This is a genomic window from Methylobacterium sp. 4-46 (genome assembly GCF_000019365.1).
Taxonomy (GTDB): domain Bacteria; phylum Pseudomonadota; class Alphaproteobacteria; order Rhizobiales; family Beijerinckiaceae; genus Methylobacterium.
Genome location: NC_010511.1, coordinates 7,072,026 through 7,093,827, shown reverse-complemented (window position 1 = coordinate 7,093,827; position 21,802 = coordinate 7,072,026). Strand labels below are relative to the sequence as shown.

The following is a 21,802-nucleotide window of genomic DNA, read 5'->3' as shown; positions in this document are numbered from 1 at the left end:
CCGGACCGGCTCCGGGGCGACGCCGACCGCCCCCCCCGGACGGGGATTCGGCGCGGGTCGCGCGGAGAGCCGGAGGCGCGCACTGGCGGCAGCGCCCCGCTTCCGGCACAAGGGGCCGATGGCCAGACGCGCGGCGCCCCCCGTTCCCACGAGACTTGAACCGGCCGGGTCGCCGGCGCTCCCGCCGCGGGGCGGATGGCGCGCCGGCCTGCCGGGTCGACCGGCCCCGGGCCGACGATGAGCGGCGCCGACGGCGGTGGGGGCGGCCCCCGCGCGGCGGGCGGGAGCGGCGCCTCCGCCGCCCTGCTGCGCGAGGCCGAGGCCCGGCTGCGGCGGGCCCAGGAAGCCGGCGGGGTGGGCGTCTTCTCGGTCGACATCGACGCCGACACCCTCCACGCCACCCCGGAATTCTGCCGCCTCTACGGGATGCCGGTGAGGGAATCCTTCCCGGCCAGGGCCTTCGAGGCCCTGGTGGTGCCCGAGGATTCCGCCCTCATCTCGACGGCCGAGACCCGGCGCCGGGGCGAGCCTCCCCGCGACGTCGAGTACCGGATCCGCCGGCCCGACACCGGCGAGCTCCGCTGGATCGCCCGCAAGGGCGAGCTCGAGCGCGACGGGACCGGCCGCCCGGTCCGCTTCCACGGGGCGGCGCGGGACGTCACCGAGCAGCGCATGGCCCGCGACGCGCTCGCGCGCAGCGAGGAGCGCTACCGCGCGCTGTTCCAGGCGATCGACGACGGCTTCTGCATCATCGAGTTCCGCGACGGGCCGCACGGCCCCCTGAGCGACTACGTCCACGTGGAGGCCAATGCCGGCTACGCGCGCCACACGGGCATCACGGACGTGGTCGGCAAGACCCTGCGCGACATCGCGCCGGACGAGGCGGAGGGGTGGCTCGCCATCTACGGACGCGTGCTGCGCACCGGCGAGCCGGTGCGCTTCGAGCGCCGCTTCGTGGCGGCGGACCGCCACATCGAGGTCTCCGCCAGCCGCGTCGAGCCGGCGAGCCGGCGCCAGGTCTCGGTGCTGTTCCGGGACGTCACGGCGCGCAAGCGGGTCGAGGACGCCCTGCGCGCCAGCGAGGCCCTGGCGCGGGAGAACATCGCGCGCGTGCAGCTCGCGCTCGCGGCCGGCGCGATCATCGGCACGTGGTTCTGGGACCTGCCGAGCGACCGCTTCAGCGTGGACGAGGGCTTCGCCCGCGCCTTCGGGCTCGACCCCGCCCTCGGCCGCGAGGGACTGCGCCTCGCGCAGGTGGTGGAGACCGTGCACCCGGACGACCGGCCCGGCCTCGCCGAGGCCATCCGGGAGGCGATCGCGCGGGGCGGAGCCCACGCGCACCAGTACCGCACGCGCCGCGCCGACGGGACCTATTCCTGGCTGGAGGCGAACGGGCGCGTCGAGCTCGGGCCCGACGGCACGCCGCTGAGCTTCCCCGGGGTGCTGATCGACGTCGAGGGGCGGCGCGCCGTCGAGGCGGAGCGCGACCGCGTCACCGCGATGCTGCGCAGCCTCAACGAGACGCTGGAGCAGCGCGTCGCCGAGCGGACCGCCGAGCTGATGCGGGCCGAGGAGGCGCTGCGGCAATCGCAGAAGATGGAGGCCGTCGGGCAGCTCACCGGAGGGCTGGCCCACGACTTCAACAACATGCTGGCGGGCGTGGTCGGCTCCCTGGACCTGATGCAGACCCGCCTGCTCCAGGGCCGGGTCGGGGACCTGGAGCGCTACATCGGCGCGGCGCAGGGGGCGGCCAAGCGCGCCGCGGCGCTCACCCACCGGCTCCTGGCCTTCTCGCGCCGCCAGACCCTCGACCCGAAGCCGACCGACGTGAACCGGCTCGTCGAGGGCATGGTCGAGCTCGTGCGCCGCACGGTCGGACCCGCGGTCTCGGTCGATGTCGTCGGGGCCGCCGGCCTGTGGCCGACGCTGGTCGACCCGGGCCAGCTCGAGAACGCGCTGCTCAACCTGTGCATCAACGCCCGCGACGCGATGCCGGAGGGCGGGCGCATCGTGGTCGAGACCGCCAATCGCTGGCTCGATCACCGGGCCGCGCGCGAGCGCGACATGGAGCCGGGGCAGTACGTGTCGCTCTGCGTCTCCGACAACGGCACCGGCATGACGCCGGAGGTGGCCGCCCGCGCCTTCGACCCCTTCTTCACCACCAAGCCGACCGGCGAGGGAACCGGCCTCGGCCTGTCGATGGTCTACGGCTTCGCCAAGCAATCGGACGGGCAGGTGCGGATCGACTCCGAACTCGGCCAGGGCACCACGGTCTGCCTCTACCTGCCGCGCCACCTCGGCGAGGCCGAGGCCCCGGAGCGCGTTCCCGACCTCACCGAGGCCGCGCGCGCGAAGTCCGGCGAGACCGTGCTGGTGGTCGACGACGAGCCCTCGGTGCGCATGCTGGTGACGGAGGTGCTGGAGGATCTCGGCTACGCCGCCATCGAGGCGGCGGACGGCGCCTCGGGGCTGAGGCTCCTGCGGTCGAGCGCGCGGATCGACCTCGTGGTGACGGATGTGGGCCTGCCGGGCGGCATGAACGGCCGGCAGATGGCCGAGGCCGCCCGGGTGACGCGCCCCGACCTCAAGGTGCTGTTCGTCACCGGCTACGCCGAGAACGCCGCCCTCAACCACGGCCACCTCGCTCCCGGCATGGCGGTGCTCACGAAACCCTTCGCGCTCGACGCGCTCGCCATCCGGATCCGCACCATGATCGAGGGCCCTGCCTGAGCCTCCAGCGCCCGAGCGGGCCCCCGACCCGGCCTTCCGGCGCGGGGTCGGGAAGGCGGGCGGCGCCGGTCCGGGGGGCGACGCCGCGGGGATACTGAACGGCGCCCCGGCTGGTGCGTTCAGTCCCGACCGGGCGAGGGCGGACCGGCGGCCGTGACCGGCGCGGCGGGCCAGGGCTCGCCGGCACGCGCGGCATGCGGGAGACGATGCGGGTCCACGACGACGCAGACAGCTGGCCGAGGACGGGACCGGGGTCGGACCGCCGGGTGCCGAATGGCTGAGCGCGAGAGGCCGGCCCTCCCGCCGATCCCGCCGTCCGGGCCGGCGCGGGTGCTCCGGCGGGCGCGCTGGATCGCGCGGACGAGCGGCCTCGTCGCGATCGCCGCCGCACTGACGGCCTGCGCAGGCTGGTGGTTCGACGTCCCGGCCCTGCGGCGCATCCTGCCCGGGCAGCCGCCGATGGTCGTGCTCACCGCCCTCGGGATCCTGCTGCTCGGCGCGTCGCTGCTGCTCGCGACCGATGCCGGCGCCTCAGGGACCGCCCGCCGCGCGGGCCGCGCCCTGGCGGCGGCCGCGGTGGCGGTCGGCGCCGGGGGCCTGCTGCGCTACGTCTCGTCGGGGCAGGTCCGCCTCGACGATTGGGCGCAGCGCCTGCTCTTCGGCCCGCTCGGGCCCGGGAGCGGCATGGCCCTGGCGACGGCCGTGAGCCTGCTGGGGACCGCGACGGGGCTCCTCCTCCAGGAGGCCCGCCACCGGCGGCTGCGGTCCCTGGGGACGCTCGCGACCCTGTGCGGGCTCGTCGTGGCGGCCGTGGGCGGGCTCGGCTACGCCTACGGCCTCGGCGCGTTCCACCAGGACGGCCCGTTCTCGCGGATGGCGCTGGTGACCGCCGCCGCTCTGTCCATCCTCTCCCTCGGCGCGCTCTTCAGCCGGCCCGACAGGCCCTGGGTCGCCACGATCCTGGGCGCGGGCGAGGCGGGCGCCCTGACCCGGCACCTGCTCCCGGCCGTGGTGCTCGCGCCCCTGGTGCTCGGATGGCTGCAGCTCCACGCGCTCCGCGCGGGCCTGATCGAGGCGGAGACCGGAACAGCCCTGCTGGTGATCGTTCTGACCCTCTGGCTGGCGGCGCTCGCCGTCCGGGTGGCGCGCAACGTCGACCGGCGCGCCGCCGCGGAGCGGCAGCTTCGCGCGGCGCTGCAGGGCATGAACGACGCCCTGGAGCGGCGGGTGGAGGAGCGCAGCCGGGACCTCGCCCAGGCCCAGGACGCGCTGGTGCAATCGCAGAAGATGGAGGCGATCGGCCAGCTCACGGGCGGCGTGGCGCACGATTTCAACAACCTGCTCACCATCATCCGGTCCTCGACGGACTTCCTGCGCCGGCCGGACCTGCCGGAGGAGCGGCGGCGGCGCTACCTGGACGCGGTCTCCGACACGGTCGACCGGGCCGCCAGGCTGACGGCGCAGCTCCTCGCCTTCGCCCGGCGCCAAGCCCTCAAGCCCGAGGTGTTCGATGCCGGCGCGCGGATCCGGGGCATCGCGCAGATGCTCGACGCGCTGACGGGCGCGCGCATCAGGATCGTGACGCGGGTTCCCGAGAGCCCCTGCCGGGTGCGCGCCGATGCCAGCCAGTTCGAGACGGCCCTGGTGAACCTCGTCGTCAACGCGCGCGACGCGATGGGGGGCGAGGGCACCCTGACCATCGACCTCGTCTGCGGACGGCCGCTGCCGGCCATCCGCGCCCATGCGGGCTCGCCGACGCCCTTCGTGGCGGTGGCGGTCTCGGATTCCGGCTCGGGGATCGCGAGGGAGCAGCTCGGGCGGATCTTCGAGCCCTTCTTCACCACGAAGGAGGTCGGCCGCGGCACCGGGCTGGGCCTGTCCCAGGTGATCGGATTCGCCAAGCAGTCCGGGGGCGACGTGGACGTGGCCAGCGTCCTGGGACGCGGCAGCACCTTCACCCTGTACCTGCCGATGGCCGAGGCCGGATCGGCCGAGGAGGAGCCCCAACCCAAGCCCGAGGGGCCGGCCTGGGAGCACGGCGACCAGTGCATCCTGGTGGTCGAGGACAATGTCGAGATCGGCCGCTTCTGCACGCAGATCCTGCACGACCTCGGCTACGGCACGGTGCTGACCCAGACGGCCGAGGCCGCCCTGGCGGAGATCGAGGCGGTGCCCTTCCGCTTCGACGCGGTGTTCTCCGACGTGGTGATGCCCGGAATGGGCGGCATCGCCTTCGCCGAGCGCCTGCGGGAGATCCATCCGGAGATGCCGGTGGTGCTGACCTCGGGCTACAGCCACGTGCTCGCGACGGACGCGGCGCACGGCTTCGCGTTCCTGCGCAAACCCTATTCGGCCGAGCAGGTCGGGGAGATCCTGCGCGCGGCCACGGCGCGCAAGCCGAAGGTCCGTCCGGCCCCCGCGGACGCGCCGCCCCTGCCCGCGCCCGGTGCCGGCGGGCGCGCCGCGCCGGCGCCGCCCCCGTGATCCGGTCGGCGCGACCCGTTCGGAGACCGGGTCACCCGCCCGCGGCGCTCCCCGCGCCCGGCCGGCCCGAAGCCCCGGGCGGAGGTGCGGCGGCGGGCCGCCGCCTCGGCGGTTCAGGGTCCCGGTGGGCCGCAGGTCTGGCCGCCGAACCGGCGACCCCTTCGGCGCATGACGCTCAGATCCGGCCCAGCAGCACCAGGATCAGGACGATCACCAGGATCAGGCCGACCACCCCGCCGGGAGCGTAGCCCCAGCCCCGATTGTAGGGCAGTCCGAGCGGAAGAGCACCAACCAGAGCCAAGATCAGGATGATGAGGAGGATGGTGCCAAGACTCATGAGAGTTCTCCCGCCCGATGATGAGGCGGACCAGCAACCTTGCGGGGTCGATTCGGTTCCGGGCTCGCGGTCGGCCCGGCGGTTGCGCGCGCCTGCACCGCTGCGCGCTCCTGCACCGCCCCGCCCGCGCTAGGCCGGGATCGCGGCCTCCGCCTTGGGTGCCACCAGCCCCGCCAGCTTCTCGATCAGCTCCGACGTCCGGTAGGGCTTCTGCAAGGTCACGAAGCACTCCGTGTCCTGACCTTCCTTGAGGTACCCCGAGGCCAGCACGATCCCGATATTGGGCCAGCGCTGCCGCACGATGCGGCCGAGCTCGATCCCCGAGATGGTGCCGGGCATGTTCACGTCGCTGAGCACGAGCGCCACGTCGGAATTCTCCTCCAGCATGGCCACGGCCTCGTCGCCGTTTCCGGCCTCCTCGACGTGGAACCCGAGGGTCTTCAGGGCAGCTTTGGCGACCTGTCGCACCTCGGAATCGTCCTCGACCACGAGCACCGTCCTCCCCTCCCCGCTCACCTCGTCGGGGGGCGCGGCGCCCGGCGCCGCCGGGGTCCCGGGGCCCGCCTCGGCGAGGATCGGCAGGGACATCGTGAAGGTGGTGCCCTGCCCCGGCACGCTCTCGACGTCGATGTGTCCGCCGCTCTGCTGGAGGAAGCCGTGGACCATGCTCAAGCCGAGGCCCGTCCCCTTGCCCTCCGCCTTGGTGGTGAAGAAGGGCTCGAACACGCGCGCGAGCACCGAGGCCGGCATGCCGGTGCCCGTGTCGGCGACGGAGATCAGGACCGCGTCGGCGGCGCGGCCCGCGCGATCCGCCTCCCCGGCGCGTCGCACCGCGATGCTGAGATGGCCGCCCTCCGGCATCGCGTCGCGCGCGTTCACCGCCAGATTGATCAGCGCCGCCTCGAGTTGCGAGCGGTCGACGGATACGGCGGGCGGAGCGTCGCCGAGATCCAGGGTCACGCCGATGCGCTCGCCGAGGGTCCGCCTCAGCAGCTGCACCAGGCCGGGCATGAAGCTGCCGAGGTCGAGCGGCGCCGGCTGGAGGGGTGAGCGCCGCGAGACGGCGAGGAGCCGGCTCGTCAGCTCCGCGCAGCGCTGCGCCCCGTCGATGGCGTTCTGAACGCGCTGATGCGCCTTCTCGTCGGCGACGAGCGACTTCTGCAGCAGGTCGAGGTTGCCGATCACGATGCTCAGCATGTTGTTGAAGTCGTGGGCGACGCCGCCGGTGAGCCGGCCGACCGCCTCGAGCTTGGAGGCGTGCACCAGGCTCAGCTCCATCTCCTTGCGCTCGGTGATGTCGAACCACATCCCGAAGACCTCGCCGGGCGCGGCCTCCTCGCCCCGATTGGCCACGACCTGATCGAGGATGTGCCGCTCGCTCCCGTCCGCGTGGCGCCAGCGGTATTCCAGCGTCGCCGCGCCCGTGCGCCCGACCGCCCGCAGCGCGTCGAGCACCCGGTCGCGGTCCTCGGGGTTGAGCCGCGACAGCCAGAGGCCCGGATCCGCGAACGCCTCCGCGCCGAAGCCGCTGACCCGCTCGACGCTCTCGTTGGTGAAGCGCAGGCGGCGGTGATCCCCCTGGTGCGAGGCCGTGTAGAGGGCGATCGGGAGCCCGCGCAGCACGGCGGCCTGATGCGCGTCGCGCCGCCGCAGGGCCCGCTCGGCCTCCAGCTTCTCGCCCCGAACCCGCAGGTTCTCCAGCAGGAGCTTCTTCTCGGCCGAGGCCTTCAGCTTGATCTCCTCGGTCTTGCGGTGAAGGTCGACGAAGACGCTGACCTTCGACTTGAGGACGAGCGGCTGGATCGGCTTGAAGACGTAGTCCACGGCGCCGGCCGAGTAGCCGCGGAAGACGTGCATCTCCTCCCGGTTGTAAGCCGTCAGGAACAGGATCGGCACGCGCGACGAGCGCGAGCGGCTGCGGATGAGGGACGCCACCTCGTAGCCGTCCATGCGCGGCATCTGGACGTCGAGGAGGATCAGGGCGAAATCGTCCCGCAACGTGTGCCGCAGGGCGTCCTCCCCGGATTCGGCCAGGACGAGGTCGAGGCCTGGCTCGTCGAGGATCTCCGACACGGCGAGCAGGTTCCGCCGGTCGTCGTCCACGATCAGGATCTTCACCCTGATCGGCGGGAGGTCCGCGGCCGGGCCGCCGGCGGGATCCGGGCCCGGGAGGGCCGGCGCGCGGTCCTCGCTCATGGGGTCTCCGCTCATGGGGCGATCCCGGAGGTGTCCGCGCGGCCGTTGCCCCGGTGCGGAGCGCCGCCCGCGGCGTGGCGGCGCTGCTCGAGCTGCACGCGCAGGACCGCGAGCAGCTGATCCAGGTCGACGGGCTTCGAGACGTAGTCGGAGGCGCCGGCCTCCATGCACTTCTCGCGGTCGCCCTTCATGGCCTTGGCGGTCACGGCGATCAGCGGCAGGGCGCGGAAGCGCTCGTCCCGGCGGATCTCCCGCATGGTCTCGTACCCGTCCATCTCCGGCATCATGATGTCGACCAGCATGGCGTCGATGCTCGGATTGGCCTTGAGCAGCGCGATCCCGTCGCGCCCGTTCTCCGCGAAGAGGACGTCGAGGCCGTGCAGCTCCAGCGCGCTCGTGAGGGAGAAGATGTTGCGCACATCGTCGTCGACCAGGAGGATGCGGCAGCCCTGCAGCGACACCGGATCCCGTCGCTCGCTCCCGACCTGGCGCTCGCCGGAACCGCCGTCGATCGCCCGGTGCAGGAACAGGGCGGTCTCGTCGAGCAGCCTCTCGGAGGAGTGGCTGTCCTTCAGGATGATGGTCGAGGCGGTCTGCTTGAGCTGCTGCTCCTCGGCCTCGGTCAACTCACGGCCGGTATAGACGATGATCGGGAGCTCCTCGCCGTCCGGGGTGGCGCGGATCTGCTCGATCAGCTCGGAGCCGCCGAGATCGGGCAGCCCGAGATCGACGATCGCGCAGTCGAAGCGCCCGCCCGCCACCGCCTCCAGCGCGGCGGCGGCCGTGCTGACGCTGAACACCTTGACGTCCTCCTCGCTCAGCAGGGCGGTGATGCTCGCGCGCTGATTGTCGTCGTCCTCGACCAGGAGCAGGCTGCGCACCGGCCGGGTGATGAACTCCTTCGACCGTTCCAGCGCCCTGAGCAGGCCCTCGCGGTCGACGGGCTTCTCCAGGAAGCCGAAGGCCCCGGCCCGCAGCCCGCGCTTCTTCTCGTCGTTGACCGAGATGACGTGGATCGGGATGTGACGGGTGCGGACGTCGTTCTTCAGGTGGTCGAGGAGCGCCCAGCCGTCCATGTCCGGCAGGCCGATGTCCAGGGTGATCGCGTGCGGCTTGTAGCGATGGGCGAGCGCGAGCGCCGCCGCCCCGTCCTGGGCGATCAGCCCCTTGAAGCCCCGCTCGCGGGCCAGTTCGAGCAGGACCGACGCGAACATCGCGTCGTCCTCGACGATGAGCACGATGTGGTCGCCCGCCGCGATCGCGTGGCGGTCGTCCGCGGAGGAGGACAGCGCCATGGCGGCGGAGGCCGGCCGGATCGCCGGCTGCGACGCCCCGTTGCCCTCCTTGGCCTCGGCCGGGCGGCCCGCGGCCGCGGCCAGCGGCGGCTCGAGCGGCAGGAAGAGCGTGAAGGTGCTGCCCTGCCCGAGCCGGCTCGACAGGACGATCTCGCCCCCGAGCAGCCGGGCGATCTCGCGGCTGATGGCGAGGCCGAGGCCGGTGCCGCCGTACTTGCGGCTGGTGGTGCCGTCCGCCTGCTGGAACGCCTCGAAGATGATGCGCTGCTTGTCCTCGGGGATGCCGATGCCGGTATCGGTCACCGTGAAGGCCATCCACTGGCTGCCCGCGCGCAGCGGCGAGCCCTCGGCCGAGCCGAGCTTGAGCGCGACGCTGCCCTTCTCGGTGAACTTGAAGGCGTTGGACAGGAGGTTGCGCAGCACCTGCTGCAGCCGCTTCGAGTCCGTCCGCACGAGCCGCGGCAGGGCGGGGGCGACGTCGATCGTGAAGGCGAGCTGGCGCTCCTCGGCGAGCGGGCGGAAGCTGCGGTCGAGGTGGCCGGCGAGATCCTGGAGGTCGACGTCGCCGAGTTCGAGGGAGACCGTCCCGGACTCGATCTTGGACAGGTCGAGGATGTCGTTGATCAGGGACAGCAGGTCGGAACCGGCCGCGTTGATGGTCCTGGCGAATTCCCGCTGCTTGTCGCTCAGGTTCCCTTCCCTGTTCTCGCTCAGCAGCTTCGAGAGAATGAGCAGGCTGTTCAGCGGCGTGCGCAGCTCATGGCTCATGTTCGCCAGGAACTGGGACTTGTAGCGGGAGGTCAGCGAGAGCTGCTCGGCCTTCTCCTCGAGGGAGATCTTGGCGATCGAGACCTCGCGGTTCTTGCCCTCGACCTCCTTCTTCTGGATCTCCAGGAGACGCGCCTTCTCCTCGAGCTCCTCGTTGGTCTGCTGCAGGCGCTCGCGCTGGCTCTTGAGCAGGTCCTCGGATTGCTGCAGCGAAGCGGCCTGGGTCTCGAGGCGGTCGTTGGTCTTCTTCAGCTCCTCCTGCTGGCTCTGCAGCTCGCTGGTCAGCAATTGCGACTGCGCCAGCAGGCCCTCGGTCCGCATGTTCGCCGCGATCGTGTTCAGCACGATGCCGATCGACTCGGTGAGCTGGTCCAGGAAGGATTGATGCGTCTCGCTGAAGCGGCTGAAGGAGGCGAGCTCGATCACGGCCCGGACCTCCTGCTCGAACAGGACCGGCAGCACGATGATGTTGATCGGGGCCGCCTCGCCGAGGGCGGAGCCGATCGTGATGTAGTCGCCCGGCACGTTGGTGAGCAGGATGCGCTTCTTCTCGTAGGCGCATTGCCCGACCAGCCCCTGGCGCAGGCGGTAGCGGTTCGACAGGTTCTTGCGCTCGGTGAAGGCGTAGCTCGCCACGAGGTCCAGCACGGGCTCCGCGCCGTCGCTCTCCATCATGTAGAACACCCCGCGCTGAGCGTTCACCAGCGGCGCGATCTCGGACAGGATCAGGTTCGAGACCGTGGCGAGGTCGCGCTCGCCCTGCAGCATGCGGGTGAACTTGGCGAGGTTGGTCTTCAGCCAATCCTGCTCCGCATTCTTGAGCGTCGTGTCGCGCAGGTTGCGGATCATCTCGTTGATCGTGTCCTTCAGCGAGGCGACCTCGCCGGAGGCCTCGACCGAGATCGAGCGGGCGAGGTCGCCCTTGGTCACCGCCGTGGCCACGTCGGCGATGGCGCGCACCTGGGTGGTCAGGTTGGCGGCGAGCTGGTTCACGTTGTCGGTGAGGTCGCGCCACAGGCCGGCCGCCCCCGGCACCCGCGCCTGGCCGCCGAGCTTGCCCTCGACGCCCACCTCGCGCGCGACGTTCGTCACCTGATCGGCGAAGGTGGCGAGCGTCTCGATCATCTCGTTGACGGTGTCGGCCAGGGCCGCGATCTCGCCCTTGGCGTCGACCGTGAGCTTGCGCTTGAGATCGCCCTGCGCGACCGCGGTCACCACGCTGGCGATGCCCCGCACCTGCCCGGTCAGGTTGGCGGCCATCATGTTGACGTTGTCGGTGAGATCCTTCCAGGTCCCGCCGACGCCCTTCACCTGGGCCTGGCCGCCGAGCTTGCCCTCCGAGCCGACCTCGCGGGCGACCCGCGTCACCTCCGAGGCGAAGGAGTTCAGCTGGTCCACCATCGTGTTGATGGTCGATTTCAGCTCCAGGATCTCGCCGCGCACGTCGACGGTGATCTTCTTGGAGAGGTCGCCGTTCGCCACCGCCGTGGTCACGTCGGCGATGTTGCGCACCTGACCGGTCAGGTTCGCCGCCATCATGTTGACGTTGTCGGTGAGGTCCTTCCAGGTCCCGCCGACGCCGCGCACCTGAGCCTGGCCGCCGAGCTTGCCCTCGATGCCGACCTCGCGGGCGACCCGGGTCACCTCCGAGGCGAAGGAGTTCAGCTGGTCCACCATCGTGTTGATGGTCGATTTCAGCTCCAGGATCTCGCCCTCGACGGCGACGGTGATCTTCTTCGAGAGGTCGCCGTTGGCGACCGCGGTCGTGACCTCGGCGATGTTGCGCACCTGACCGGTCAGGTTCGCCGCCATCATGTTGACGTTGTCGGTCAGCCCCTTCCAGACGCCGCCGACGCCCTTCACCTGAGCCTGCCCCCCGAGCTTGCCCTCGGTGCCGACCTCGCGGGCGACCCGGGTCACCTCCGAGGCGAAGGAGTTCAGCTGGTCCACCATCGTGTTGATGGTCGATTTCAGCTCCAGGATCTCGCCCTTGACGTCGACGGTGATCTTCTTCGAGAGGTCGCCGTTGGCGACCGCGGTCGTGACCTCGGCGATGTTGCGCACCTGACCGGTCAGGTTGGCCGCCATCAGGTTCACGTTGTCGGTCAGGTCGGCCCAGGTGCCCGCCACGCCGCGCACCTGCGCCTGGCCGCCGAGCTTGCCCTCCGAGCCGACCTCGCGGGCGACCCGGGTCACCTCGCTGGCGAAGGAGTTCAGCTGGTCCACCATCGTGTTGATGGTGTTCTTCAGCTCCAGGATCTCGCCCTTGACGTCGACGGTGATCTTCTTCGAGAGGTCGCCGTTGGCCACCGCCGTGGTCACGTCGGCGATGTTGCGCACCTGACCGGTGAGGTTCGCGGCCATCAGGTTCACGTTGTCGGTCAGGTCGGCCCAGGTGCCGGCGACCCCCTCCACGCGCGCCTGGCCGCCGAGCTTGCCCTCCGAGCCGACCTCGCGGGCGACGCGGGTCACCTCGCTGGCGAAGGAGTTCAGCTGGTCCACCATCGTGTTGATGGTGTTCTTCAGCTCCAGGATCTCGCCCTTGACGTCGACGGTGATCTTCTTCGACAGGTCGCCGTTCGCCACCGCCGTGGTCACGTCGGCGATGTTGCGCACCTGACCGGTCAGGTTGGCGGCCATCATGTTGACGTTGTCGGTGAGGTCCTTCCAGGTCCCGCCGACACCCTCGACCTGCGCCTGGCCGCCGAGCTTGCCCTCGGTGCCGACCTCGCGGGCGACCCGGGTCACTTCCGAGGCGAAGGAGTTCAGCTGGTCCACCATCGTATTGATGGTCGATTTCAGCTCCAGGATCTCGCCCTTGACGTCGACCGTGATCTTCTTCGAGAGGTCGCCGCGGGCCACGGCCGTGGTGACCTCGGCGATGTTGCGCACCTGACCGGTCAGGTTCGCCGCCATCATGTTGACGTTGTCGGTGAGGTCCTTCCAGACGCCGCCGACGCCCCTCACCTGGGCCTGACCGCCGAGCTTGCCCTCCGAGCCCACCTCCTTGGCGACGCGGGTCACCTCCGAGGCGAAGGAGTTCAGCTGGTCCACCATCGTGTTGAACGTCGACTTGAGGTCGAGGATCTCGCCCTTGACGTCGACGGTGATCTTCTTCGAGAGGTCGCCGTTGGCGACCGCGGTCGTGACCTCGGCGATGTTGCGCACCTGACCGGTCAGGTTGGCGGCCATCAGGTTCACGTTCTCGGTGAGGTCCTTCCAGGTCCCGCCGACGCCCTTCACCTGGGCCTGGCCGCCGAGCTTGCCCTCCGAGCCGACCTCGCGGGCGACCCGGGTCACCTCGCTGGCGAAGGAGTTCAGCTGGTCCACCATCGTGTTGACGACCTTGCCGATCCGCAGGAACTCGCCCTGGAGCGGCCTCCCCTCGATCTCGAGCTGCATCGTCTGGCCGAGGTCGCCCTTCGCGACGGCGCCGATGACCCGCGCCACCTCGGTGGTGGGCTGGACGAGGTCGCCGATCATCGCGTTGACCGAGTCGATGCACTCGACCCATCCGCCGGTGGCCGTCGGCAGCTTGCCGCGCTCCGCGATGCGTCCGTCCTTGCCGACCTTGCGCGCCACGCGGTCCAGCTCGCGGGCGAGGCTCTGGTTCAGCTCCACGACGTCGTTGAGCGCCTCGGCGATCTCGCCGTCGATCCCCGTGAGATCGAGGGGCAGCCGCACCGAGAAGTCGCCCTTTCGAAAGGCGCGCAGGGTCTTCAGGAGAAGCTTCGGCTCGAGCTGGGCGGTCGCTGCCGTCATTCGAACGCACCTTTGCACTGCGATGGCGCCGACCGCGCGGGGCGGCTTCGGCCTGGAGGCGGGGAACAGGCGGGCCGGCGGCCTGCATCGCGAGCTGATACAGGACCGGGTGTGAACCGTTGCCTACTTGATCGGGCAGCCCGCAGCCAGAGCGACAAGTGCGGGCCTCGGTGAGGCCACCTCCTAGAATGCCGGTTGCGTCGGAAATGTGGCTGGCCCAGCCAAAACCCGGAGGGTTCAGAAGACCAGCTTGGCCACGCGGCGCGGGTTCTGCGTTGGATTATTGCTCGCGCGGGCGATCCATGCGCCGGACGCATGAGGTTTTCGATCCCTCAACGGAGCCATTCGATCGGCGCAGAGTGATCGGGCCGGACGCCGCGGCGCGCGGTCGCGAACGGCGCGGTGCGCGCTCCGGCCCACCCTTCGCCTCGCCCCCACGTCCAGCGCTCACGAGGCGCGCGCCACGGGCGCGTCGCCCGGCGCGCCCTCGCCTCCCGCCGGCGGAGCGGCGGCCCATCAGTTGAACGGCGCCACGCGGCTGTTGTTCGCGTAGATGGCCGTCGACCCGCCGAGATTGTTCGTCAGAACGTAAGCCGATCCGCTCCAGGTCAGCGAGAGCTTGCCGGCCGCCACCGACGCGGCGCAGTTCGCCGACCCGCCGATCAAGAACGTCCTCGTCGTGGAGTAGAGCCACTTGCAGACGTTTCCGTAGGCGCTGTCCCGCACGACCAACTCGCCCGACCCGGTCGGCAGGGCGAGCGTGCCGCCGTTCGCGACGGTCTGGGCGGACGCGCTGGTGTCGATGTTCGGCGCGGCACTGATCGGACGCAGGGAGATCGTGTTCAGGAACGCGTTCGTACCGAACAGGGGCAGGGTCGTCGCCGCCTGCTTGGCGTCGTAGTTCCAGGCGCCGACGAGGATCTGCGAGCCGGTCCCCGGCGCCCGGAGGCCCTCGAAATGCGTCGGGGCAGCGATGGTCGTGCCCGTGTTCCACTGGCCGGCCAACAGCGTTCCGATCTGGACCCGCGCGTTCTGGCCGCCGACGTAGACGTGACTCTGACCTGAATAGGACAAGCTGGCGTCGCCGATCGACACGACTGCGTTGTTGCTGAGAACGGAGATCGTATTCGACTTCGATCCCGCGTAGTTGAGTCCGCTGGAGAACCCGACCAGGGAAGCGACCGACAAGTTGGCACCGGTCGCAGCGGGCTCAACGACGATCGACGCGAACGAGTTGTCGCAATCCAGTGCACTGATCTGCGCATTATAGAGAGTTCCAGGCGGATAGGATCCGTCAGGGCCGCCGGAGAAATGTTGAACATCCAGGCACTTTGCGCCGCCATAAACGAAAACTTTCTTGATGACGAGATTGTCGGCGCGACCAACCTGCAGCGCGACCATGTTGTTATTCGTATATAGGAGAACATTGGTGTTGTTTGACCAGTAGGGCCAAAGATGCATGTCGTCGATGACCGGCGTGTCGTAGGCGCTCTCAATGTTGACGCCGATCTGAAGCGGCTGGCCTTTCAGGCTCTTGATGCGCGATCGGTCCCCCTTCGAGAAGTAGATGCCCCTGGTCGAGTTGAGGATCGCGACATCGAACTCGACTTCCGCGTTGTAGATCGCGAAGTCGTAGTCGCACGCGCACGGGGCATAGGCGCCCGCGCCCGGCCGCGGCTGGTCGCGAAAGGTACCGACGCCCTCGATGTGGTTGCCGTTCGAGAAATGCTGCGGCGAGATCCCGCCGGCCGGCTGCAGGATGAAGCCCTTCCCGGCGTGCGCGAGGTGGAACCAGAGCCCCTTGCCGGGCGCCTGAGGATCCGCCGCGCCGGTATTGGCGCCGTCGGTCATCTCGACGCCGGGGCCGCGCAGGTTCAGGACGCCGCTGCCCGTGATCGTGCTCGTCAGCCTCAGCACGCAGTCGCCGGGCTGCGTCAGCGTGCGCCGGAGGGCGATGGCCGCCGTGATCGCTCTCTGCACCGCGCCCGTGCTGTCGGCCGCGTTCGTGCAATCCGCCCCGAACAGGGAGAACGTCAAGGGCTGGCCCTTGTCGAGCGTCCAGCAGCCCGGCAGCACGGCCGACTGGACCTGCGAGCCGCCGTCGCCGCCGGAGATGGAGCACGGGGACGAGGAATAGGTGTAGACGCCCCGCCCGCCATCCCCGGCCGCGGCGTAGCCCTGGCGGATGACCGGGGCGGTGCCGGCGAACAGCGTCGCGAGTTCGGCGTTGCTCGCCACGTGGGGCGCGAGCGAGCGCGCGAGCGAGCCGACGGTCGCGTTCGGGTTCGGCGTGACCTTGAGGCCCGACACGTCGCAGGCTTTCCCGGACACGCAGGCAACCGCGTCCTCGACGGTCAGCGCCTTGAAGTGCGAAGTGGGTTGGTCCGCCGCCTGGACGAGGGCAGGCGCGAGCGCAAGGAGCGCGGCGAGGAGATGTCGCATCGGGATCCTCAAACTGACCGATGGGGGGGAGCTTCCGATGTTCCGCGAAGCCCGCCCTGGTCGGGAGAGGCGTGTCGCAGAATCGGGCTCGGGACGCACGGGGCACGTCGCGGCGGCGCCCCTCGCCTCGCCCGACGACCGAGGTGGCCGGGACCCCGCCGCTCCTCGCGGACAGGAGGCGGTCGGCAGGCCCGTCGCGGTGGCCTCGCGGCGGATGACGCTTCACCGCGGGGCGTGACGACGCCCGCGGCGGTTCCGGGGCGTGCCGCGAGGCATCGCCGTCGTTGCGCCGGCCGCGGCCGGGACGCCGATGCTCACCGAGCCCGCCCGCGGCGGCCTCGTCCCGCGACAGCCCCTTCCGGCCGCGGCGGCGTGCCCCGGTCCGGAGCCGGTCCTCTCACGAGCGCCGGAGAACACGGCCTATTGCGGCGCCCACCCCCGCGTCACCCCTCAGAGGGCAATCGAACCGAACGCAATCAGAGTGCGCAAGGCAGTCTTTCGAATAGACTCCGCTCACGATGCGAGAAATGAGAAGCGAATTGCTTGGTTGAGGACTATATGGCTTTCTCGGACGACGTTGCGCAGCAACGGAGGCGGGCATGCTCAAGGCTCAGCGGTATGGGGCCTCCCATGCGGAGCGACGCTTGGCAGCCGTCCTGTCCGCGGACATGGTCGATTACAGCCGGTTCATGGGCGCCAACGAGGAGTGGACGCTCGCCCGCCTGCGGTCCCTCCGCCGCGACCTCATCGATCCGGAGATCAAGCGCCACGGCGGCCGGGTGGTGAAATCCACCGGCGACGGCATTCTGACCGAGTTCACCAGCGTGGTGGAGGCCGTCCGTTGCGCCGTCGAGATCCAGCACGGCATCGGGACCTGGAACGGGGACGTGCCGGAGACGCGCCGGATCGCCCTGCGCATCGGCATCAACGTGGGGGAGCTCGTCGTCGAGCGCGACGGCGACATCTACGGCGACAGCGTGAACATCGCTGCCCGGCTGGAGGCGATCGCACCGGCGGGCGGGATCGCCCTGTCGCGGGCCGCGTACGAGCAGGTGCGCGGGCGGCTGTCCTACCCCGTCGAGGAATGGGGCGACCAGTCGCTGAAGAACATCGACCGGCCCGTCTTCGTGTTCGTGATCCGGCCCGAAGCGATCACGCAGCTCCCGAGCCAGGCCGAGCCGGCCGAACCGCGCGCGGTCCTCCCGCGCGGCAGGGCCCTCTGGCTGGCCGGCGCGCTGCTGGCCGCGGTGGGATGCGTCGCGGTCGCCCGCCTCCTCGCGCCTGCGCGCCCGGTCGCGCCGGTCCCCGAGACCGTTGCGCCGATCGGAGCGGACGCGACCCTCGCGGCGCTCGAGGAGCCCGCCCCCGCGCGGCGCCGCGGCCCGGCCCCTCGGCTCTCGATCGTGGTCCTCCCCTTCACGAACCGCGACGGGGGAGAGGCGTTCGACCTGCTCGCGGAGAGCATCGCGTCGGACCTCACCTCGGACCTGTCCCGCATCGATGGCAGCTTCGTCATCGCGCCCAGCACCGCCCTGGCGTGGCGGGACAGGCACGCCGACCGGCGCGACCTCGGACGGAATCTGCGCGTGCGCTACGTGCTGCACGGCAGCCTCCACCACGTCGGCGCCCGCGTCCGGATCAACGCGCGCCTGACCGACACCGAGACGGGCGCGGAGGTCTGGGCGGACCGGTTCGTGAGCGAGGCGTCCTCGATCGCCGAGACCGAGGAGGAGATCGTCGCTCAGCTCGCGCGGGCCCTGAGCATCGAGCTGACCGAGGCCGAGCTGCGCCAGTTCGAGCGGGAGCGGCCGAGCGCTCCCGACGCCGCCGACCTGGCGGCCCAAGGCTGGTCGGTTCTCAACCGGCCGCTGTCGCGGGAGAGCCTGCTGCGGGCCCGGGAGGCCTTCGAGCAGGCGCTCGCGCGCGACGGCGAGAGCGTGCGGGCGCGCGTCGGACTGGCCCGCACCCTCGCGCTCGCGGCGAATTTCGGCTGGTCCTCCGCGGCGTCCGACGACCTTGCGCGGGCCGAGCGCCTGATCGACGGGGCGCTCGCCGCGCGGCCGAACGAGGCGATGGCCTATTGCGTGAAGGGCGAGATCCTGAGGGGACGCCGGCAGTACGAGGAGGCCATCGCGGCCCATCAGGCGGCGATCGCCCGCAACGCCAACCTGGCCCCGGCCTACGGATCGATGGCGAATGCCGTGCTCCAGCTCGGCCAAGCGGACAAGGCCTACGCGCTCGCGGAACGCGCGGTCCGGCTGAGCCCGCACGACCCTCTGCTGAGCCTCTGGGCGGCGACGCTGTGCGAGGCGGCCGAGCGTCGGACGATGCATGCGGCGGCGATCACCTGGTGTTCGCGGTCGTTGGTGGCGCCCTCGCCCCAGCCGGTCCTCATCTACCTCCATCTCGCCTCCGCCTACGCGGAGACTGGCCGGACCGACGAGGCGCGAAGGTCGATTGCGCAGCTCCTGGCCCTCCGACCGGGCTATACGATCGGTCGCTGGCGCGAGGAGAGCCGGTCGGCGCGTCCGGAGGCCGTGCACCAAGGCGATTACCTCGCGGACGGGCTCCGCAAGGCTGGTCTGCCGGACTAGGGAGTTCCTGCCCCGTGCAACCGCGCGTCGCTCACGAGGGCACAACCAGGGCCTGAGGCGCCGCCTGCTTGATGCGGGTCAGCAGCCACGAGCGCTGCCGATTGTTCTGTCCATCCACCCGCTCCACGAGGCGCCGCATCTCCTCATCCCGCAGCCCCTTCGCCGCCTGATCGAGCACCACCAGGGATGCGTGCGTCTCATTCGCCAACAGCCAGCAATCGTGCAGGTCGCGAACCAGCCCGAGACCGGTTCGCTTGAGCGGCGGCTGGACAGCGTCGCCCAGCCGGTCCGGCTCCGTCTCGCGCGCCTCGCCGTAGCGGGCGATCAGCCCGCGCAGGGCCTCGAGCTCCCGCCGTGACCAGTCCGCCAGCATGTGGCACTCGTTGAAGATGTCGGGTTCTGCCCGATGGGCTTCGGCAACCTGCGCCAGGGCCCGCGCCAGCGCCCGCTCGCTGCCCTCCAGCAGGCCCAGGTATTCCTGCACGTGCTGCCGCTCAGGCGCCACGACGGCGCCCACAGCCTGGACGGCGTGCTTGGCGCGCGCGAGCAGTCCGGGAGCCTTCGAGACCTCCGTGTCCGGCTGCTCGCTGCTGGGCTGTGCCACCCGCGTGAGTGCCACGGCCGCATACTTGTAGTGCGGCTGCTTGGAGACCGTGTCCCACTCGAAGATCGTGAGCTCGTTGGCGGCCCGCGCTCGGCCCGGCTCGTCCCAGTAGCCGTAGTGGAACGGCACGAAGACGCGTCCCGGCTCTATCCCGCCGACCCGGGCGGTCACCTCGATCTGGCCGCGACGCGACGTGATCCGAACCCAGTCGCCCTCGCCGATCCCGAGAGCGGCCGCGTCGCGTGAGCTCACCTGCACGAAGGCGTCCGGGGCCGCGGTCGCGAGTTCCGGTGCGCGACCCGTCTTGGTGCGGGTATGGAAGTGGTGGACGAGACGACCCGTGCTCAGCCAGTACGGATAGGCCTCGTCCGGCTCCTCGTGCGGCGGCTGGTACTCGGCCGGTTTGAGGAGGGCGCGCCCGCCCGGGTTGCGCGCCTTGTACTCCTCCGGCGTGACGACCGCTCCGGTGATGAGGTCGTGCCCGAAGCTCTCGCAGACCTCGGGCGAGGTGGGGAACACCCCGTCCTCGTAGATCCGGTGTTTCCCGTCCGGGAACCGCTCGTTGCACGGCCAGGGTATTCCGGAACCACCGGTCAGCTTGGCGTAGGAGAGGCCCGTGTAGTCGCACGGACGACCTCGGGAGCAGGCCTTCCACGCCTCGAACGCGCCCTCAGGGTCGCTCCACTTGATCAGCGGCGCACCATCCTTGTCGCGCAGCCGCATGCGCCGGGCGTAATCGAGGAAGATGTCGAGGTCGGACCGCGCCTCGCCCGGCGGGTCGATGGCCTTGTGGGCGATGTGCACCGTGCGGTCCACGTTGGTGAAGGTCCCGGTCTTCTCGCCCCAGGCGGCCGCGGGCAGAACCACGTCGGCGAGTTCGGTGGTCTCCGTGGGGAAGATCTCGTTGACGACCACGAACAGGTCCGGGTTGGACAGGATGGACCGGATGCGCGCCAGGTCCGGCAGCGTCACCGCCGGATTCGTGGCCTGGATCCAGAGCATCCGGATCGAGAGCTGCTCGGCGTAGCGGAAGATCTGCAGCGCGTGCGTGGGCGGTGCCCAGTGCGGGATGATTCCGGGATCGACGTTCCAGAGGCGGGCGAGCTCCGCGATATGCTCGGGATTGTCCCAGTTGCGGAAGCCCGGCAGGTCGCCGTCAGCACCGGTCTCGCGCGTGTTCTGAGCGGTGGGCTGACCGTTCATCTGCAGGATGCCGCAGCCGGGTTTGCCGACCAGGCCGCGGATCAGGTTGAGGTTGTTGACCTGACAGGCCGCGGCGGTGGCCTGCATGGATTGGTAGACGCCCTGCAGCACGGTCGAGACCAGCGTCTCGGCTTCGCCGAGGATGCGCGCAGCCGCGACGAGGTCGCCTGCCGGTACGCCCGAGAGCTGTTGGACCCGCTCGGGTGTGTAGGCCTCGACGGTGTGCCGAAGCTGTTCGAAGCCGACCGTGTGCCGTGCGATGTACGCGCCGTCGATGTGGCCGTTGGCGATGATGAGGTGAAGCAGGCCGTTGAGCACGGGCACGTTGCTGCCCGGCTTCGGCTTGAGATGGAGGTCGGCCTCGCGCGTCGTGGGGGTGTCCCGCGGGTCGATCGCGACGAGCCGGGGCGGCTCGGGTCCGCGTCGGCGGTCCAGGATCCGCATCCAGAGCACAGTGTCGGTCTCGGCCATGTTGTGGCCGACGTGCAGGATGCAGGCGGTCTCGTCGATGTCGAAGTAGGAGCCGGGCTGTCCGTCCGAGCCGAAAGTCTCCTTCAGTGAGGCGGCCGCGGTGGCGGTGCACAGGCGGGTGTTGCCGTCCATGTGCGGCGTGCCGAGTCCGGCTTTGCCGATCACCCCCAGCGTGTAGTACTCCTCGAGCATGAGCTGGCCCGAGGTGTAGAATCCGATCGCGCTGCCGGTGTAGCGCGCGATGATCTCCTTGGAGCGCTCGACCACGAGGCCCATCGCCTCGTCCCAGCTCGCCTCGACGAGGCGGCTGCCTCGGCGGATCAGCGGCGTCGTCAGCCGGTCCGCACTTGCATTGGCGCGCCAGGCGTTCAGGCCCTTGGGACCGAGCCGACCGCGGTTGACCTCGTCGGCGGCACGCCCGCGCACACCGACGATGCGTCCATCCTTGACGGCGATGTCGAGGCCGCACCCGTTGGAGCAGAGAACACAGGCAGATTGCACCCACTTGCCGGGTTCAGCGACGAGGTGTTCGTCGACGCGCACGGGCCACGCGTGCTGCCCGTGGAAGGGGGTGCGCTCCCCCCAGATGTCAGCAGCACTGTCGCGGGTGCGCCGTCCGGTCGGGGCCTGATCGTTCAGGTCCTCCAAGTCTCGCCCACGCTCTGCTGGCATCGTCCCCCCCCCACGCGACGGCGGCTGATCACGCGCTCATCACCCCGATTCTGGCCGGGAGCTCCCGACGAGCGCGGCAGAAGTGGCGCGCACAACCGCTTAGCCAGCCCGATGGCACAAAACCTGCTGCTCCTGAGCGGGTTCCGAATTTCCGCACCTGTGCCGGGCGCGGATGGCACGCAGGCGTACATTCGCCGGCGAGCGCGCTCAGCAGCCGATGCCGGTGATCGCCGCCGGCGGTTTG

The 21,802-nt window shown here is 70.8% G+C and carries 8 protein-coding genes; 3 read left to right on the top strand and 5 right to left on the bottom strand.

Annotation, left to right across the window (positions count from 1 at the left end):
• The first annotated feature begins 237 nt into the window (after positions 1 to 237).
• Both M446_RS31180 and M446_RS31175 read left to right on the top strand, forming a co-directional pair.
• A complete protein-coding gene (locus M446_RS31180) occupies positions 238 to 2,730 on the top strand; it encodes a PAS domain-containing protein (protein ID WP_012336080.1) in 2,493 nt (830 codons plus the stop codon).
• A gap of 273 nt (positions 2,731 to 3,003) precedes the next feature.
• Positions 3,004 to 5,214 (top strand): ATP-binding protein, encoded by a 2,211-nt coding sequence (locus M446_RS31175; RefSeq protein ID WP_012336079.1) that lies wholly within the window; start codon positions 3,004 to 3,006, stop codon positions 5,212 to 5,214.
• 175 nt (positions 5,215 to 5,389) lie between these two features.
• Here the strand turns inward: M446_RS31175 and M446_RS36135 are convergent, their stop codons facing one another.
• From M446_RS36135 to M446_RS31160, 4 genes are all read right to left on the bottom strand, one after another.
• On the bottom strand, positions 5,390 to 5,551 hold the full coding sequence (locus M446_RS36135) for a DUF3309 family protein (protein WP_012336078.1): 162 nt from the start codon (positions 5,549 to 5,551) through the stop codon (positions 5,390 to 5,392).
• A gap of 129 nt (positions 5,552 to 5,680) precedes the next feature.
• The gene (locus M446_RS31170) at positions 5,681 to 7,747 is read right to left on the bottom strand and encodes a response regulator (RefSeq protein WP_012336077.1); all 2,067 of its coding nucleotides are present in this window, start codon (positions 7,745 to 7,747) and stop codon (positions 5,681 to 5,683) included.
• Between the two features lie 11 nt (positions 7,748 to 7,758).
• Positions 7,759 to 13,572 (bottom strand): HAMP domain-containing protein, encoded by a 5,814-nt coding sequence (locus M446_RS31165; protein WP_012336076.1) that lies wholly within the window; start codon positions 13,570 to 13,572, stop codon positions 7,759 to 7,761.
• Positions 13,573 to 14,088: 516 nt separating this feature from the next.
• Positions 14,089 to 16,014, bottom strand: a complete 1,926-nt coding sequence (locus M446_RS31160) for a hypothetical protein (protein ID WP_012336075.1) — start codon at positions 16,012 to 16,014, stop codon at positions 14,089 to 14,091.
• Positions 16,015 to 16,658: 644 nt separating this feature from the next.
• Between M446_RS31160 and M446_RS31155 the strand changes: the two genes are divergently transcribed.
• The gene (locus M446_RS31155; protein ID WP_043701831.1) at positions 16,659 to 18,608 is read left to right on the top strand and encodes an adenylate/guanylate cyclase domain-containing protein; all 1,950 of its coding nucleotides are present in this window, start codon (positions 16,659 to 16,661) and stop codon (positions 18,606 to 18,608) included.
• 31 nt (positions 18,609 to 18,639) lie between these two features.
• Here M446_RS31155 and M446_RS31150 read toward each other — a convergent pair whose 3' ends face one another.
• Positions 18,640 to 21,534 carry a molybdopterin oxidoreductase family protein gene (locus M446_RS31150; RefSeq protein ID WP_012336073.1) on the bottom strand — a complete coding sequence of 965 codons (2,895 nt, stop codon included), beginning with the start codon at positions 21,532 to 21,534 and terminating at the stop codon, positions 18,640 to 18,642.
• Positions 21,535 to 21,802: the final 268 nt, after the last annotated feature.